Annotated in this window: 14 protein-coding genes, 2 tRNA genes, 1 rRNA gene and 1 other RNA gene; all 18 read right to left on the bottom strand. The window is 31.7% G+C overall.

Annotated features, from left to right (window positions below; genetic code table 11):
• Nucleotides 1-69: 69 nt before the first annotated feature.
• Nucleotides 70-145: transfer RNA gene (locus tag HPRAE_RS03575), tRNA-Ala, on the bottom strand.
• 37 nt (nucleotides 146-182) lie between these two features.
• A tRNA-Ile gene (locus tag HPRAE_RS03570) sits at nucleotides 183-259 on the bottom strand.
• Nucleotides 260-421: 162 nt separating this feature from the next.
• A 16S ribosomal RNA gene (locus tag HPRAE_RS03565) occupies nucleotides 422-1,972 on the bottom strand.
• Nucleotides 1,973-2,388: 416 nt separating this feature from the next.
• Nucleotides 2,389-3,471: a tRNA 2-thiouridine(34) synthase MnmA gene (gene mnmA, locus HPRAE_RS03560; protein ID WP_014552885.1), complete on the bottom strand. Its 1,083-nt coding sequence runs from the start codon at nucleotides 3,469-3,471 to the stop codon at nucleotides 2,389-2,391.
• Between the two features lie 32 nt (nucleotides 3,472-3,503).
• Nucleotides 3,504-4,655, bottom strand: coding sequence for a cysteine desulfurase family protein (locus HPRAE_RS03555; RefSeq protein ID WP_014552884.1), 1,152 nt, complete (start codon nucleotides 4,653-4,655; stop codon nucleotides 3,504-3,506).
• A gap of 1 nt (nucleotide 4,656) precedes the next feature.
• On the bottom strand, nucleotides 4,657-5,103 hold the full coding sequence (locus tag HPRAE_RS03550) for an RrF2 family transcriptional regulator (protein ID WP_014552883.1): 447 nt from the start codon (nucleotides 5,101-5,103) through the stop codon (nucleotides 4,657-4,659).
• A 92-nt stretch (nucleotides 5,104-5,195) separates the two neighbouring features.
• Nucleotides 5,196-5,831, bottom strand: a complete 636-nt coding sequence (locus HPRAE_RS03545) for an IMPACT family protein (protein ID WP_014552882.1) — start codon at nucleotides 5,829-5,831, stop codon at nucleotides 5,196-5,198.
• Nucleotides 5,824-7,167, bottom strand: a complete 1,344-nt coding sequence (locus HPRAE_RS03540; RefSeq protein ID WP_014552881.1) for a replication-associated recombination protein A — start codon at nucleotides 7,165-7,167, stop codon at nucleotides 5,824-5,826. The genes HPRAE_RS03545 and HPRAE_RS03540 overlap by 8 nt, the downstream gene beginning before the upstream one ends.
• Nucleotides 7,168-7,180: 13 nt before the next feature.
• A complete protein-coding gene (locus tag HPRAE_RS03535; RefSeq protein WP_014552880.1) occupies nucleotides 7,181-7,756 on the bottom strand; it encodes a 5-formyltetrahydrofolate cyclo-ligase in 576 nt (191 codons plus the stop codon).
• Nucleotides 7,757-7,852: 96 nt separating this feature from the next.
• Nucleotides 7,853-8,027: non-coding RNA, 6S RNA (ssrS, locus tag HPRAE_RS11005), on the bottom strand.
• Nucleotides 8,028-8,097: 70 nt separating this feature from the next.
• Nucleotides 8,098-9,873: an aspartate--tRNA ligase gene (gene aspS, locus HPRAE_RS03530; RefSeq protein ID WP_014552879.1), complete on the bottom strand. Its 1,776-nt coding sequence runs from the start codon at nucleotides 9,871-9,873 to the stop codon at nucleotides 8,098-8,100.
• Between the two features lies 1 nt (nucleotide 9,874).
• The gene (hisS, locus tag HPRAE_RS03525) at nucleotides 9,875-11,149 is read right to left on the bottom strand and encodes a histidine--tRNA ligase (protein ID WP_014552878.1); all 1,275 of its coding nucleotides are present in this window, start codon (nucleotides 11,147-11,149) and stop codon (nucleotides 9,875-9,877) included.
• A gap of 114 nt (nucleotides 11,150-11,263) precedes the next feature.
• The gene (locus HPRAE_RS03520; RefSeq protein ID WP_014552877.1) at nucleotides 11,264-12,541 is read right to left on the bottom strand and encodes a SurA N-terminal domain-containing protein; all 1,278 of its coding nucleotides are present in this window, start codon (nucleotides 12,539-12,541) and stop codon (nucleotides 11,264-11,266) included.
• 71 nt (nucleotides 12,542-12,612) lie between these two features.
• Nucleotides 12,613-13,239, bottom strand: coding sequence for an MBL fold metallo-hydrolase (locus tag HPRAE_RS03515; RefSeq protein ID WP_014552876.1), 627 nt, complete (start codon nucleotides 13,237-13,239; stop codon nucleotides 12,613-12,615).
• Between the two features lie 21 nt (nucleotides 13,240-13,260).
• Entirely contained in the window at nucleotides 13,261-13,710 is a 450-nt protein-coding gene (gene dtd, locus HPRAE_RS03510; RefSeq protein ID WP_014552875.1) for a D-aminoacyl-tRNA deacylase, read from the bottom strand.
• 16 nt (nucleotides 13,711-13,726) lie between these two features.
• Nucleotides 13,727-15,874 (bottom strand): RelA/SpoT family protein, encoded by a 2,148-nt coding sequence (locus HPRAE_RS03505; protein WP_014552874.1) that lies wholly within the window; start codon nucleotides 15,872-15,874, stop codon nucleotides 13,727-13,729.
• 44 nt (nucleotides 15,875-15,918) lie between these two features.
• A complete protein-coding gene (locus tag HPRAE_RS03500; RefSeq protein ID WP_014552873.1) occupies nucleotides 15,919-16,431 on the bottom strand; it encodes an adenine phosphoribosyltransferase in 513 nt (170 codons plus the stop codon).
• Nucleotides 16,421-18,652: a single-stranded-DNA-specific exonuclease RecJ gene (gene recJ, locus HPRAE_RS03495; RefSeq protein ID WP_014552872.1), complete on the bottom strand. Its 2,232-nt coding sequence runs from the start codon at nucleotides 18,650-18,652 to the stop codon at nucleotides 16,421-16,423. The genes HPRAE_RS03500 and recJ overlap by 11 nt, the downstream gene beginning before the upstream one ends.
• Between the last annotated feature and the right edge of the window lie 12 nt (nucleotides 18,653-18,664).

Genomic DNA, 18,664 nt, shown 5'->3' with positions numbered 1-18,664 from the left:
TTAAAGTTTAACTTCTATTTTCTAAGATCTAATCTTATTAAATTAAACAGCAAAAAAGAATCTAATAAATGGTGGAGGTAAGCGGATTCGAACCGCTGACCTCCTGCTTGCAAGGCAGGCGCTCTCCCAGCTGAGCTATACCCCCATCTTTAGTCTTAATTAAAACTAAAAACAAAATTAAATGGTGGGCCTAAGTAGATTTGAACTACTGACCTCACGCTTATCAGGCGTGCGCTCTGACCAACTGAGCTATAGGCCCATTCTCTTTTTTAAATAAATATAACCCTCAATCTTTAAAGGATTTTATTTATTCTATTCAATATTTAGTTAAAATTAAGGTTGGATTTCAAACAATCTTTTAGTTCAAGAAAGTCTAATTAAACCTTCAAAATTAAACAGCAAGCTCACGTTCTCTCCTTAGAAAGGAGGTGATCCAGCCGCACCTTCCGGTACGGCTACCTTGTTACGACTTCACCCCTCTTGCCGGGCACACCTTTGGCATCCGCAGATGACTTCTGGTGCACCCAACTCGATTGGTGTGACGGGCGGTGTGTACAAGGCCCGGGAACGTATTCACCGCAGTATGCTGACCTGCGATTACTAGCGATTCCAACTTCATACAGGCGAGTTGCAGCCTGCAATCCGAACTGGGATTGATTTTCAAGGATTTGCTCCACTTCGCAGCTTAGCTCCCCTCTGTATCAACCATTGTAGCACGTGTGTAGCCCGAGATATAAAGGGCATGAGGACTTGACGTCATCCCCACCTTCCTCCGACTTTCACCGGCAGTCTTCTTAGAGTCCCCGACATTACTCGCTGGCAACTAAGAATAGGGGTTGCGCTCGTTGCGGGACTTAACCCAACATCTCACGACACGAGCTGACGACAGCCATGCACCACCTGTCTCCGTGTAGCACAAAGTGCTAAATTCTACTCTCATAGATGGTCACGGGATGTCAATTCTCGGTAAGGTTCTTCGCGTTGCTTCGAATTAAACCACATGCTCCACCGCTTGTGCGGGCCCCCGTCAATTCCTTTGAGTTTCAATCTTGCGATCGTAATCCCCAGGCGGGATACTTAATGCGTTAACTCCGGCACTGAAGGATTCGAACCTCCAACACCTAGTATCCATCGTTTACGGCTGGGACTACCGGGGTATCTAATCCCGTTCGCTCCCCCAGCTTTCGTACCTCAGCGTCAGTGTTAACCCAGAGAGTCGCCTTCGCCACTGGTGTTCTTCCTAATATCTACGTATTTCACCACTACACTAGGAATTCCACTCTCCTCTGTTACACTCAAGATAACCAGTTTCAAACGCAGTCTGTCGGTTAAGCCGACACCTTTCACGCTTGACTTGATTATCCGCCTGCGTACCCTTTACGCCCAATAATTCCGGACAACGCTTGCACTCTACGTATTACCGCGGCTGCTGGCACGTAGTTAGCCAGTGCTTCCTCCAAAGGTACCGTCAGGTGGGTAGCATTTACTATACCCACGGTTCTTCCCTAAGGACAGAGCTTTACAATCCTAAGACCTTCTTCACTCACGCGGCGTTGCTCCATCAGGCTTTCGCCCATTGTGGAAGATTCCCCACTGCTGCCTCCCGTAGGAGTCTGGACCGTGTCTCAGTTCCAGTGTGACTGATCGTCCTCTCAGACCAGCTATAGATTGTTGCCCTGGTGAGCCATTACCTCACCAGCTAGCTAATCTACCGCGAACTCCTCCTCAAACGATGGCAGAGCCACCTTTTCTGATTGTGTGATGCCACACTCTCAGCTTACCTCGGATTAGCCCGACTTTCGCCAGGTTATCCCAGACTTGAGGACAGATTATTCACGTGTTACTCACCCGTCCGCCACTATCTAGATCTCGTCTTCAACCCGAAGGTATCAGTCGAGGTAGACCGTTCGACTTGCATGTGTTAAGCACGCCGCCAGCGTTCGTCCTGAGCCAGGATCAAACTCTCCATAAAAAGAATTTGAATTTGGCTCATATTATTTAATATAAGCTTTAAACTATAATAATTACTTTTAAGTTTTAACACTCAAAGTATATTAACGTTGGCTTGCTGTTTAATTTTCAAGGTTCAACGCATCTTCTTTTGTAAAACAAAAGGATGATGCCTTGCTAGGGGATTGACCCCTTCGCATAAAACTCTTTTATTAAAACAAATTTTAAATTTACACTTACTTATTAAAAGCAGTATGTAGAAGTAATTTGTTTTTATAATTCGCTGCGTTTTTTATCAGCGACAATTAATATTGTATCAACTCACACTCAATTTGTCAAGAACTTTTTAGAAAAACTTAAAAAGCCTTGTTCAACTTGTAAAAATGAAATACAAGTTCTGTGCGACGTTTATTATCATATCAAGGCTTTTTGAATTTGTCAAGAGTTTTTAAAACTTTTTTTAATTATTCCTCCACCTAAAACTAAATCTCCAAGATAAAAAACAACCGATTGCCCTGGAGTGACAGCTCTCTGAGCTTCTTCAAATTCCACTTTTACTTCATCGTTTTTTATTTTTTCAATATAAGCTTTTACTGGAAAACTATTATATCTTATTTGCGCTTCAACTTCCATTCTACCATCAATATCTTCAAATGGGATAAAATTAAGTTCTTCAGCAATTAATCCATCACTAAATACTGATTTATCTTTACCAACTATCACAGCATTTTTTTCATAATCTAAATTTGTAACATAAATAGGATATCCCATAGAAATTCCTAAACCTCTTCTTTGGCCGATTGTATAATGAGCTAAACCTTCATGTTCACCTACTTTATTTCCTTCACTATCTAATATAGGGCCAGTATTTGAAATTTCAGGATAATTATTATCTAAAAATCTTACATAATCATCATCTGGAACAAAACAAATTTCTTGACTTTCTGCTTTATTATGAATTTCAAAACCTAAATTTTTAGCTTTTTCTCTAATCTCTGATTTGGTATATTCACTTAAAGGAAATAACGTTTGACTCAATTGTTCTTGATTAAGTACATATAACATATAGCTTTGATCTTTATTTTCATCTAAACCCTTTTTTAGAATATAACGTCCATTTTCTTTTTCAATCTTTGCATAATGGCCACTAGCAATATAATCACAACCAATTTCAATTGCTTTTTTATGCAGAGCAGCAAACTTTATTTCTTTATTACACATTACACAAGGGTTAGGAGTTCTACCTAAACTATATTCATCAACAAAATAATCAATTACTTTTTCTTGAAATTCTTCTCTTAAATTAAATACAAAATGTGGGATTTCAAGTTTTTGAGCAACTCTTTTAGCATCTCTTACTGCAGAATATGAACAACAATGATCTTCCCTATCAGTTGCTTCTTCATAATCTGGAAAAATGTGCATTGTTCCGCCAATTACTTCATAACCTTCTTCTTTTAATAAAGCAGCAGCTACAGAACTATCAACACCACCACTCATTGCAATCATAACTTTTTTCATTATTTACACCCTTATAAATTTATTTATTCTAATTATAATGACTCTAATCTAGTAGTAATCTCTTTTAAAGTTTTTATTACATAATCTATCTCTGCTTTAGTATTATTTTGACCAAGAGAAAATCTAATAGATCCCTGAGCATAATCTTTTTCTAAACCAATGGCTTCTAAAACATGAGAAACATTTAAAGATCCCGAAGCACATGCTGAACCTGCTGCAGCAGCTATCTTATTTAAACTTAAATTAAATAATAATGATTCAGAATTAAAATTTTTAAAAGCTATATTTATATTAGCAGGTAAACGCAATTCTGCTTCTGGTCCATTTAGTTTAACATCTTTAAAATTAGTTAGCAATTCTGAAATAAAATATTCTCTTAATGCTAATAATTTTTCTTTTTTATTTTCTAAGTTACTGGCTGTAATAGTAGCTGCTTTTCCCATTCCAACAACTGCAGCCAAATTAACTGTGCCAGCTCTTCTTTTTCTTTCCTGACTTCCACCAGACATTTGGGGTACTAATTCTATTCCCTTTTTTACAAAAAGAGCACCTACTCCTTTTGGACCATTAAATTTATGAGCTGAAATAGAAAGTAAATCTACTCCTAAATTTTTAACATCTAATTTAAACTGACCTGGTATTTGGACAGCATCTGTATGAAATAAAATTTCATTTGTTTGAGCAATCTCTACTAACTCTTTAATGGGCTGAATACTACCAATTTCATTATTGGCATACATAATTGAAATTAAAATAGTATCTTCTCTAATCTGAGCTTTTAATTCCTCAGGATCTACTAATCCATTTTCATCTACAGACAAATAGGTTATTTCAAAATCAAAATGTTTTTCTAAATACTCACAACTTTTTAAAACAGCATGATGTTCAATCTGGCTAGTTATAATATGCTTGCCTTCTTCAGCTTTTGCCATTGCTACACCTTTTAAAGCTAAATTGTCGGCTTCAGTCCCTCCAGCAGTAAAAATAATTTCTTCTGCTTTCTCAGCTCCAAGAAAATCAGCAATTATTTCTCTAGCATCTTCTATTGCAGCTGCTGATTTTTGACCAGGAAGATGAGCACTAGCAGGATTAGCAAAATCAGCTTGATAAAAAGGTTTCATTGCTTTTATTACTTTTTGAGCAACTGGAGTTGTTGCAGCATGATCTAAATAAATATTTTTCATTTTATTTAACCTCTGATTTATTTTTTTCTCTTTGTTTTTCTTTTATAGCTTTATCTCTCAGATCAGACAAAGTCATATTTTCTATTACACCATTAATCGCATCTGCAAGTTCTTCCCATAAACCATGAATTACACATTTATCAATATAATTACAAAAATCAGATTCAATTACACAATCTACTGGAGCAATTGGACCTTCTAAAGTTGTAATAATATCAGCTACACTAATATCTTCTGGTTCATGATTAAGCATATAGCCCCCATGAGCACCACGTACACTTTTTACTAGTTCAGCTTTTCTTAAAGTAGCAAATAGTTGTTCTAAATATTGTTCTGAAATATCTTGTCTCTCCGAAATCTTTCTAATTGGTATAGCTTCACCTTCTTCATGCTCTGCTAAATCTACCATTGCCCTTAATCCATATCGTCCCTTAGTCGAAACTCTCATATTCTCACCTCATATAAACTTGACATTAATAATCAACATTTCCTTCATTTTAACATATGATAAAAACACTGTCAATACTATGCGCACAGTTACTATTTATAAATACTTTTTAAAATTTTTAATTTATAATCTGCACCAGTTTTTTCCTTTATAATTTTTTCAAATTTGTTTTTCAGCTCAGTTTTAATTACTGCACTAACTATTGCTCCCTGATTATCATATTTACTTTCATTAATTTCAGCTTCTAAAGCTTCTAATTGCCCTAATACAATACCCACTTTAGCAAAAGGTGTTTTTATCTCTATTTGATAAAATTCCTCTAATTTCTCAATACCTGCTTTTTCAATTGCTAACCGAGCTGTATCTCCATAAGCTCTAATTAGCCCTCCAATTCCTAATTTAGTCCCTCCAAAATATCTGGTAACTATAATTACTGTATTTAAAAGGTTTTTACCTTTAATAGCTTCTAAAATTGGAGGGCCTGAAGAACCTGCAGGTTCACCATCATCATCATAATATTCAAGGGCTTCCTGATCTAATTTAGGATTTTCAACTCTAAAAGCAGGTACATTATGAGTTGCATCAGCATATTTATTTCTGATTTCACTAATTCTCTTTTCAGCTTCTGCACGATTTTGAACAGCAAAAATACTAGCATAAAACTTACTATCTTTAACTTGAGTTCTAACTTCCATATTTTTAGCAGGTATTTTTTTTAACTTAGACATCAGAATCATCCTCTGACTTTGTTATATTTTTTAAATAATTTAAAAATTTAGTTGTATTTTTTTCTCTTCCCATCTCAGATGGCTCATAAAAACAAATTTTTTTCATCTTTTCTGGTAAATAATTTTGTTTAATATAATTGTGTTCATAATCATGGGGATATTTATAATCTATACCATGTCCTAAATTAGAAGCTCCTTGATAATGATTATCCTTAAGATGAGAAGGAACTGAGCGCGCTCTATTATTTTCTACATAATCTATGGCACTATCAATAGCTTTTATAACGGAATTACTTTTAGGAGCAGTAGCAATATAAATTACTGCCTCAGCTAAAGGAATTCTTGCTTCTGGAAAACCTATTTGCTCTACAGCTCTAGCAGCAGATTCAGCTATTAATAAAGCATGTGGATCTGCCATTCCCACATCTTCAGCTGCATGAATAATAACTCTGCGAGCTATAAATTTAGGATCTTCACCACTAACAATCATTCTTGCTAACCAATAAATTGCTGCATCAGGATCTGAGCCCCTCATACTTTTAATAAAAGCAGAAACTATATCATAATGCTGATCACCTGAACGATCATAATTTAATATTTTTTTCTGCATTGATTCTTCAATGATCGTTTTAGTTAACTTAATAATACCCTTTTTATTAGGAGGAGTTGTTAAAACAGCTAATTCTAGTGTGTTTAAAGCAACACGAGCATCTCCGTTCGCAAGCTGGCCAATAAAATTTAATAGCTTAGGTTTAATCTCAATATTTAATTTTCCTAAACCTCTCTTCCTATTTTTTAAAGCTGCTTTTAATATTAAAACGATCTGATCTGAATTTAATTTTTCTAATCTAAAAATTCTAGAACGAGATAATAAAGGAGAATTAACTTCAAAATATGGATTCTCTGTTGTAGCACCAATCATAATTATAGTTCCCTTTTCAACAGAAGGCAATAAAGCATCCTGCTGTGACTTATTAAAACGATGAATTTCATCAATAAATAATATTGTCTTACTATTATATAAATTACGGTTAGACTTAGCTTTTTTGATCACTTCTCTAATATCTTTAACTCCAGCAGTAACTGCATTTAATTTAACAAAATCTGCCTCAGTTTGATTAGCAATTACCTGAGCTAAACTTGTTTTTCCAGTACCTGGTGGTCCATAAAAAATAAGAGACTGCAGTCGGTCAGCTTTAATTGCTCTACTTAAAAGTTTATTTTCTCCTACTATTTCAGCTTGACCATAAAATTCAGCTAAGCTTTGAGGCCTCATTCTATATGCAAGTGGATGATCATTTTTTTCAGCTTTTGCTTCATTTTCAAAAAGATTCATAATTTCACCTCTATTACTTTGTAGAAATAATTTCTTTTTCTGTAATTATAAAATCAACAGGAATATCATGACTTTCAGTTGGAATAGAATCAAAAATAAAACGATTATAACAAAATCCAACTTTAAGAGCAGAAATACCATAATCAGCTAAAAAACTGTCATAATAACCACCACCATAACCAATTCTATAACCATTTTTACTAAAACAAGCACCAGGCACAATTATCAAATCCAGACCTGTTGGAATCGCTTTAGTTCTGAGTTTATGTTTAGGTTCTTGTACACCATAAGTACCTAATTCTAAATCTGATTTAAGATTATTTATTTTTACTATACCTAAAGAAATCTGATCACCTTTAGTATATGGTAGGTATAATGAATAATTTTGATCTATTAATTTTTTCATTAAGCTAAAAGTTTTAACTTCATTCCGCATTGAAGCATAAGCCATTATTTTATTAATTTTATTTAATTGAGGGATTTTAAAAAAATTATTTTCAATTTGATTACTCCACTTATCAATTTTAATCTTTTTTATTTTGGATCTTTCTTTAAGTACTTTTTCTCTAATAGCTTCTTTTGCTCGCATTAATTTTCACCTCAGTTATTTTTTAACTTAAACCTATAATAGCAAAAAAGATATTGTTCTGCAAAAAAAAAAGCTAACCTAAAAAGGTTAGCTAAAAGTTCATCCACCGTGCCGGTTGATTTGGAATTTTGATCCCTGGTCTGCCAAGTGGGTGCTCTCCTACCTGGTTTATAGGTCCATCTAAGGCTTCTACGCCGCAGGTAGAGTTCAAGCTCCCTATGTCTAAGTGTTGGTCAAAATGTTTAATCATTATCGAACACGGTAGATAATATTTACTTTTCTATAATTAGATTTTAACATATTTTCTAAAAATCTGCAAGAAAAATATACGTTCTATAACACTAAGAACGAAGTGAAATTCCTAATTCTTTTAATTGCTTTTTATCAACTTTAGCTGGTGCATTTGTTAAAGGTGAAGTTGCTTTTTGAGTTTTAGGAAAAGCAATTACATCTCTAATGGAACTTGTACGACTAATAATCATCATTAAGCGGTCTAAACCAAATGCTATTCCACCATGAGGTGGAGTTCCGTAATCAAAAGCTTCTAATAAATAACCAAACTTATCTTCTTGTTCTTTTTGGCTAATATTTAAAGCAGAAAAAACTTTTTCTTGCAGTTTATTGTTATTAATTCTGATACTTCCACCACCTAATTCTTCTCCATTTAAAACAAGATCATAAGCTTTAGATCTTACAGAAGTAGGATCACTATCTAATTTATTAACATCCTCTTCATTAGGAGCAGTAAATGGGTGATGAATAGCTGTCAACCGATCTTCATTTTCATCATATTCAAATAAAGGAAAATCAATAATCCAAACAAATTTATACACTTCTGCTGGAATTAAACCATTTTCTTTAGCAATTTTTAAACGCAAATTACCTAGGGCAGCTGCTACAAAAGAGGCTTGATCAGCAACAATTAGTAATAAATCACCTTTTTGAGCCTCAAGCTTAGATTTAATAGCTTCAATTTCTGCTTCTGATAAGAATTTAGCAATTGGTGATTTTAAACCATTTTCTCTTAAAGCTATCCAAGCCAATCCTTTTGCCTTAAACATTTTTACATACTCTTCAAAGCCATCAATTGTACTTCTTGGAGAATCTGCTCCACCTTTAAAATTAATACCTTTAACTTGGCCGCCCTTAGCAACAGTACCACTAAAAATATTAAAATCGCTATCTTTTACAAGTTCTGATAAATCTTTAAGTTCCATTCCAAAACGAAGATCAGGTTTATCAGAACCAAAACGATTAATGGCTTCCTCGTAAGTCATTCTTTCAATTTTATTAGGAACTTCAATTTCTCCAATAGAAAATAATTCTTTCATTAAACCTTCGGTAATTTCCATTACTTCTTCTTGTTTAACAAATGACATTTCCATATCAATCTGAGTAAATTCTGGTTGACGATTAGCTCTTAAATCCTCATCTCTAAAACAACGTGCTATTTGAAAATATCTTTCCATTCCTGAAACCATCAATAACTGTTTGAAAATCTGAGGAGATTGAGGTAGAGCAAAAAATTCTCCAGGATTGACTCTACTTGGAACTAAATAATCTCTTGCTCCTTCAGGTGAACTTTTAGTTAAAATTGGAGTTTCAATTTCCCAAAATCCATTTTGATCTAAGTAATCTCTGGTTGTTTTTGTAACTTGATGACGCAATCCTATTATTTTTTTCATTTTAGGTCTTCTTAAATCTAAATATCTATATTTTAGTCTAATATCTTCTCCAGTATCAATATTATCTTCAATTTGGATTGGAGGAGTTTTGGCTTTATCTAAAATTCTTAATTCTATGGCTTTAATTTCAATTTTTCCTGTTGGTAAATCAAGATTAACATTTCCTTCTGGTCTAGATCTCACCTCACCAGTTATTGCAATAACATATTCAGAACGAAGAGTATCTGCTTTAGCAAATAAACTTTCACCAATCTCAGGATTAAAAACAACCTGCACTATACCTGAACGATCCCGAATATCTGTAAAAATAACTCCACCATGGTCTCTTCTTTTTTGAACCCATCCCATAATTGTTACTTGCTTTTTAATTTCTTTTTCACTTACTTCACCACAAAGATGAGTTCGCTTTAAATCTTTTATTGTTTCTGACATCTTAATTTTCCTCCTTAGCTACTAGCTGCTTCATTTCTTCTAATAAATTAGTTAATTTAATCTCTTTTTCAGTTCCACTTTTCATATTTCTAATTGTGGCCGCATTTTTATTTAATTCATCTTCTCCAATAATTATAGTATACTCTGCATTCATTCTATCTGCAGATTTCATTTGTGAACCTACTCCTCGATCAAGATAATCCATTTCAGTTTTAAAGCCAGAGCTTCTTAATTTATCTAATAACTTAAATGATTCTCTTTTAGCTTTAGCACCAATTACTGTTATGTAGAGGTCAACTCCTGCTTCTACTGGTAGTTTAATATCTTTAGCTTCTAAGGAAAGTAATAATCTTTCTATTCCTAAAGCAAAACCAATTCCAGGTACATCTCTATTTCCAATTTCTTCAGCTAAACCATTATAGCGACCACCGCCAAAAATAGTATCTTGAGCTCCTAAAGCATTATCTTTAATTTCAAAAGCAGTATTTGTATAATAATCTAAACCTCGAACTAAAAGTGGATTGATTTGATAATCAATTTCTAAAATATCTAAATATGATTGTACTTCTTTAAAGTGTTCATCACAACTAGAACAAAGATTTTCAGTGATTTTAGGAGCAGAATTAATTACTGACTGACAATTTTTATTTTTACAATCTAAAACTCTAAGTGGACTTCTCTCAATTCTACTTTTACAGTTATCACATAATTGTTCCTTATTTTTAGTTAAATATTCTTTTAGTTTAGCTACATAATCAGGTCTACATTCTTGACAACCAACACTATTTAAATTTAACTCAAGTTCATTTAAACCAAACTTTTGTAATAAACGAATTCCTAAAGAAATTATTTCTGCATCTAAAGCTGGATCATTAGAAGCAATTGCCTCAACTCCTAATTGATGAAACTGTCGAAATCTTCCTGATTGTGGTCTTTCATATCTAAACATTGGGCCAATATAATAATACTTTGTGGGTTGGGCCTGACCATAAATCTTATTTTCTAAAAATGATCTGATAACAGAAGCAGTTCCTTCTGGTCTTAAAGTAAGGCTTCGTCCACCTTTATCTTCAAAAGTATACATTTCTTTTTCAACAATATCAGTTACTTCACCAATTCCACGCTGAAAAAGTTCTGTATATTCAAAAATTGGAGTTCTAATTTCATGATAATTATAATTGGAAAATACCTCATGTGTCTTTTCTTCAATATACTGCCACTTCAGAGTAGCTGGTGGGAGTATGTCATTTGTTCCTCTGGGAGCTTTAAATTTCATTTTTAATTCACCTACTATTATTTTTATTCATTTAGTTTCAGAAAATCTATCAGTCAGTCTCCAAAAGAGAACTTAACTGATAGATTTAATAATCTTTTTATTACTAATTTCAATTTAATTGCTATTTTCTGTTTCTAAAGGAGTTTCAATTTCTAAATCTTCTTCCATTGTTTCTGAATCCTGATCTACGGGAGATGTAGAGTCTGTTTCAATTTCACTATTTTGTTGATTTTGTTCTACCTGAGCACTAATTTCTCTAGCTTTTTCCATAGAAATTTCAGCTTTTTCTTCAGCACCTAAACGACTATACATTATAAAGAGCTTATAATAAGTCATAAAATCAGAGCTTGATTCAACATTAGCTGATATTTCATCTAATTGTTTAACTGCAGCTTCATTTTTATCTTGTTCAGCTAAAAACTCTGCAAATTTAAACCTTAAATCTTTATTATCTGGGAAATCATTAAGTCCATTTTCATAAGCAGTTTCAGCTCTATCGTAATTATTTTGACCTTGATAAGCAGCTGCTAAATAACTATAAAATATGGGATCTGTATTTTCTTGTTCAACGAAATCTGAGAACTGTTTGACCGCTTGCTCATAATTTTCATTTTCTAAATCATGATAAGCCTTTAAAACCGGTTGGTTAATTTTTATTTGAGCATCTGTTTTTAATTCTTTTAACCAATTATTAATAGCTTCATTTCTTTTTTTATTTTTAATTTCTGTTTTTAAATCTGAGCTAACCTCTTCTAATTTAGGTTCAGAATCAGATTCTTTTTGCTTAGAATTCTCAGTTTCTGTTTTTTTAGACTCAGTTTCCACTTTTAAATATCTTTGATTATAAAGCTTTTGAATTTCTTGATCACTTACTTCAACCTTTCCTACCCCTTGATTGATTGCTTCAGTTAAAGTTTTAGTGTTCTGAAGACTATCTTTAATGTTTTCTCTTAATTCACCAATTGTGGAGCCTTGTTCAGCTAAAGTTTCTGCTAACTCTTGATCTGTTATTTCATTTTGTTCCAAAATATTATTATAGTTTTCATCTACCTCAGAATCACTAACTTCAACTTGAATATCAAATTCTTCTGCTTTAGCCAAAATTAATTTTCTTTCGATTAAAGCTTCTAAAACTTGGTATCTAAATGGAATAATTTGACTGCTACTTAAACTAGAATTCGGCGCCTGCTGTTGTAACATTGAATAATATTCTTGCTGAGATATTTCCATTCCATTTACTTCAGCAATTACAGCTGGTCCTTGGTTAGGAGCTTGACCCCCACCTCTATTATTTAAATAAGCACCATACCCCATAAAACCACCAGAAATAACAAAAGCTATTACAACTAAATAAACAATAATACGACTATTATTGCGTAAAGTATCAAACAAACCTTACACTCCCTTTCTTAAAATTTATTTATAAAAAATTAATTCAAACTACTTTAAGTTAAAAAACAAAATTATTTAAATGAAGGCCAAACTCTTGTTTTGAAATTTTCCAAATTACTTACTGGACCATGACCAGCAAAAAATTCCACTTCAGCTGGAAGCTTAAATATTTTTTCTTCTATCGAATTTTTTAAATCCTGAAAATTACTATCTACTAAATCGGTTCTTCCAATTCCATTGGCAAAAATACAATCTCCTGAAAAAAGCATGGCTTTTTCTTTAAGATAAATAGAAATACCATCTTCACTATGTCCTGGAGTAGTTATTATTTCTAAATTAAGACCTTCAAAATTTATAGAATCTCCATCTTTAAGAGCTCTGTCTAGAGCAGGAGAAGTAATTTCTTCTCTTTTTAATATTGTAGATAAATTCAAACTAGGATCTTCAAATTTTAAATTTGCTTTGGGATGAGCTAAAATTTTAGCATCAGTTTTTGTTTTTAAAAATTGATTTGCTCCAATATGGTCAAAATGGCCATGTGTGTTAATAATGTACTTTAATTTCAAATTATTCTCTTTTAAATAATTATATATTTTTTCTCCTTCTGCTCCTGGATCTATTATTAAAGCCTTTCCATTCTCAGAAAGAATATAGCATTTTGACATAATTTGACCTACAGTAAATTTTTCTAATTTCACTTTTTCACCTACTTTAATAATTTAAAAATTCTTTTTACTATCAATTAACATTGTCACTGGGCCATCATTAACTAAACTAATATCCATCATTGCTTGGAATTTTCCAGTTTCAATTTTAAGTTCTGATTTTTCGGCTTCTTTTACAAAATAATTATATATCTTTTTAGCTTCATTAGGAGGAGCTGCCTCAAAAAAACTAGGCCTGCGACCTTTTCTGCAATCTCCAAACAGTGTAAACTGTGAAACTAATAATAACTCTTTATTTAGATCAAGAGCTGAAAGGTTCATTTTTTCTGCTTCATCTTCAAAAATTCTTAAATTAATAATCTTTTCTAAAAGATAATCAGCATCTTGATACTCATCTTCTTTTCCAATCCCTAAAAACACTAATAAACCAGCTTTTATTTTAGCAGTTACTTTAGAATCTATTTTCACTTCTGCCTTTTTTACTCTTTGAACTACAGCACGCATTTAATTCACTCCTTTATTAAGCAGGTTTAGCTCGACTAACATTCAGCACACCTGAAATTGATTCTATTTTTTTCATTATATCATACATATGCTCAGTAGAGCTTACCTCTAGGGATAAGTTAATAACTGCCCTATTTTGAGTGCTTGTTCGAGCCATCACAGATAATAAATTCATTTTTTCTTCTTTAATTATATTAGTAATATCATTGAGTAAAGCACTCTTATCAACTGCATCAATTCTTAAATCAACTTGATAAGACTCTGTCCGACCGCGCTCCCAACTAACCTCTATAATTCTTTCTGGCTCATTTTCTGAAAGATTCTTCAAATTCTTACAATCCTTTCTATGGACAGAAACCCCTCTACCTCTAGTTATATAACCTATAATTTCATCACCTGGTACAGGATTACAGCATTTAGCCATTCTAACTAACATATCATCCATACCTTTAACAGAAATGCCTTTATCAACTGAAGAAGATTTTGGATGATTATGGGTTGGTTTTTTCACTACATCTTTTTCAGGCTCATAATCTTTAAATTTAGTTATAACTTGTTTAGGACTAAGATTATTATAACCTAAGTCTTCTAACAAATCATCAACATCTTTTCTATCCAATGCTTTTGCTATTTCTTTTAATTCTTTTTCTTTTTCTTTTTCACTTAATTCTAAATTATGTTTAGCTAAATGATCAGCTAAAATTTTTCTTCCTTTTTCTATAATTTCATCTTTTCTTTGCTTTTTAAACCAATGCTTAACTTTACTTCTCGCTTTTGATGTTTTGACAAAATTTAACCAGTCACGAGAAGGTCCATTACTCTTTTTAGATGTTAATATCTCTACAATATCACTATTTTCTAGTTTATATTCCAATGGAACAATTTTACTATTAACTTTAGCACCAACACATTTATGACCAACTTCAGTATGAATATAATAAGCAAAATCTACTGGAGTAGCTTCTTTAGGAAGTGAAACAACATCTCCTGCAGGAGTAAAAACAAAAACTTCATCTTCAAACAAATCAATTTTCAGAGTCTCCATAAACTCCTGGGGTTCTTGCAAATCCTTCTGCCACTCTAAAAGTCTTCTTAACCAAGATAATTTTTCTTCAAACTTTTCGTCTCCTACTTTACCCTCTTTATAACGCCAATGAGCAGCAATTCCATATTCAGCAGTTTTATGCATTTCATAAGTCCGAATTTGGACCTCAAGTGGATCACCATTTGGAGCAATAACTGTAGTATGCAAAGATTGATACATATTTGATTTAGGCATAGCAATATAATCTTTAAACCTACCTGGCATTGGTTTCCAAATTTCATGTAAAACACCGAGCACTTCATAACATTCTTTAACATTTTCGACTAAAACCCTAACTGCTGTTAAATCATAAATTTCATCAAATTCTACTTCTTTCCGCTTCATTTTATTATAAATACTATAAAGGTGTTTTGGTCTACCATAAATATCAGCCTCTATAGAATGTGACTCTAAAGTAAGATTTAGTTTTTCTATTGCCTCTTTAATGTCTTTTTCCCGTTGTTTACGATTTGCTTGTACTTTATGCGATATTTCATAATACATATCAGGTTTTAAGTATCTAAAAGATAAATCTTCTAGTTCCCACTTTATTTTTGACATTCCTAATCGATGAGCAAGTGGAGCATAAATTTCAATAGTTTCACGCGATTTTTCTTTTCTCTTTGCCTTTTTTAGATAATTTAAAGTCCTCATATTATGCAAACGATCTGCAAGTTTAATTAAAACAACCCTAATATCTTCAGCCATTGCAACAAACATTTTTCTTAAACTTTCAGCTTGCTGATCAGCTTTAGTTTTAAACTGCATTCTTGTTAATTTTGTTACTCCATCAACAATATGAGCTACTTCAGCTCCAAATTCTTTTTCAATTTCCTGACTGCTAACACTTGTATCTTCTACTACATCATGTAACAAAGATGAAACAATAGAAACTATATCCAATTCAAGCTCAGCTAAAATAATTGAAACACCTAATGGATGCTCTACAAAGGGTTCTCCCGAAACTCTATACTGTTCTTTATGAGCTTTCTCTGCATAAGAATAAGCTTTTTTTACCAGATCCAAATTGGGTTCATCCATATACAATTTTATTTTATCTAATAAAGTTTGTAATTCCATCTCTACTTATACTCCTTTAATGCTCAGAGTTTAATTAATCATTATTAGCTAATTAATAATGATTTAACTTTATAATTTTTTAAAACTTCACGGCCAGATAATTCATCTAATTCTAATAAAAATGCACAACCTACAACTTCTCCACCTAAACTTTCTATCATTTGAGTAGCTGCTAAAGTAGTTCCTCCAGTAGCTAATAGATCATCTACTAAAAGAATTTTATCTCCTTTATTAATAGCATCCTTATGTATTTCTATTTCATTTTTTCCGTATTCTAACTGATAAGAAACATTTAATACTTCATCTGGCAGTTTACCTGGCTTTCTAATTGGGATAAAACCTTTATCCAACTCAATAGCTAAAGGAGTACCTACTAAAAAACCTCTTGCTTCAATTCCTACCACATAATCAATCTCATGTTCTCTAAACATATCTGCCATTTTTACTATGGCTTCTTTAAGTGCTTCCTTATCTCTCAAAAGTGGAGTAATATCTTTAAATAAAATCCCTTCTTTTGGGAAATCAGGAATATTTCTTATTTTTTGACTAAGATCCATTTTTATCCTCCTTAAAATTAGATACATTTGTAATCAGTTCGAATAGATTATCTTGAAAAGCTAATTCTTCTAAACTCCTACAATTATCCATTCGCCTGGATAATTTATTATATCGTATTGAGCCTTTAAAGTCCAATTCATTTTCAGTTTTAGCAGCTATTTCCTGCTTTTTAAGATAAGCTATAACTTGACAATTATACTTAAAATCTAGTTCCGTAAATAACAATATGATTTTAATTTTTGGCTGTTTTTGACTTTTTTGAAAAGCATTAATTATTTTATAAAAATGAGTTAAAGAAAATGGCAAAGAATAAAAAATTAAATGAGAAAATTCATTCTCAAACTGATATTCACTTCCAAAAAAATAATGTTCTGGTTGATCTGACTTTAAATACTTTCGTTGTTTTTTTTGATTAAGATAAACTGCTCCTTGATTAATAATACCTGAATTCAAAATAGTTAATAATGTATTCTTTTTGTTTAACTGATTTCTATAATCATAAAATAAATAATTTTCATTTTCAAAAACTAAAACAGTTTTAGAATCAGCAGTTAACCGATAATCTTTAACTTTCAACTGCAAATTTTCTTTACCCTGCCAATAATTAATTTCAGGCTGGGCAACTAAATCAAAATTAGAACTCGCAATTGCTGCTGCTTGCTTACCTAAATTAAAAGCTACAGCCTGAACTCCATTTTCCAAATAAATCTTTAAATGTTTATTATCTTTACCCATTTGATAGCATTTTTTAGCTTTAAGATTTTTAAAAATAAATTTAGGAGCTGGATTTGACACTCCAAAAGGTTTAAATTTTTGTAGTTTCAAAATAAATTCTTTAGTTATCAATTCTAAACTTAAATCAAGATCAATTTTTATTTTTTTGACATAGTCTTCTTCACTTAAATTATTTTTTAAATAATCTTGAAAAAGAGATTTGAATTTTTCAAAATTATCTAATTCAAGGTTGAGACCAGCTGCAGCTTTATGGCCGCCAAAATCAATTATTTTTGACTGACAGCTTTTTAATGCTTGATAAATATTTAAATTAGCAATACTTCTAGCAGAACCTTTAGCAGTTTTAGTTTGAGAATCAATAGCAAATAAAATAACTGGTAAATTATATTTTTCTAATAAACGAGAAGCTACAATACCTATAATGCCTGAATGCCAGCTTGAATCAGCTAAAATAATTGACTTTTCTTTTTCTAAATTTAAATTCTTAATTTTAGACTCAGCATTTTTATAAATTTTCTCTTCTTGTTTTTGACGTTTTTTATTTGTTTTTATTAATTTTTTAGCGATTTGAATACTTTCTTCTTTATTTTCACTAATTAATAGATTTAATGCTAATTTGGGATTATCAATTCTGCCTGCAGCATTTAACGGAGGAGCAATAATATAACCAATTTGACCAGCACTAATATTTTTAAGATCAAGCTTTAATTCTTCAATTAAAATTTTTAGTCCTAAAATTTCATTTTCTACTAATAACTGTAACCCTTTTTTAACAAAAATTCTATTTTCATTTTTTAAGGGTGCTATATCTGCTACTGTACCTAAAGCTACCAATGGTAAAAACTCTGCCTTATTTTCAGCAATACTTATTGGACTTAAAGCCTGAGCTAATTTATAAGCTGTACCAACTCCAGCAATTTCGGCAGCAAAATAATTATCAATTTTTACTAAGTGATGATTAATAATAGCTTTTGCCTCTGGTAATAAATCCGAAGGAGTATGATGATCTGTAATAATCAAATCGATTCCTTGATCTTTTAAAAATTCAGCTTCTTTAATCGCAGTAATCCCACAATCTACTGTAATAATTAAATCAAATTCTAAATTTTTTTTAAGAGCTGATAAACTTAAACCATAACCATCTTTTATTCTATCTGGAATAAATGTTTTCACTTCCAAATTAAAAGCTTTTTTAAAAAACCTAGATAATAAAGCTGTAGAAGTAATCCCATCCACATCGTAATCACCATAAATTAGAATTTGTTGCTTATTTTTAACAGCCTTTTTTATTCGATTAACTGCTTTATCCATCTCCGGCATTAAAAAAGGATCACTTAAATAACTTAATTTAGGCTTTAAATATCTTTTTTTTGCTTCTGGACTACAAATACCTCTTTGATCTAATAATTTATTTAAAATTTCCTTTTTATTATTTTTTTGTTTATTTTTTATTTTTGTTGCTTTAATTTCCCAAATTTTTTCCATTAATTTGACTCT

It is taken from the genome of Halanaerobium praevalens DSM 2228 (assembly GCF_000165465.1).
Taxonomy (GTDB): domain Bacteria; phylum Bacillota; class Halanaerobiia; order Halanaerobiales; family Halanaerobiaceae; genus Halanaerobium; species Halanaerobium praevalens.
The sequence above is the reverse complement of the archived record's forward strand: the minus strand, read 5'-3'. Positions and strand labels throughout refer to the sequence as shown.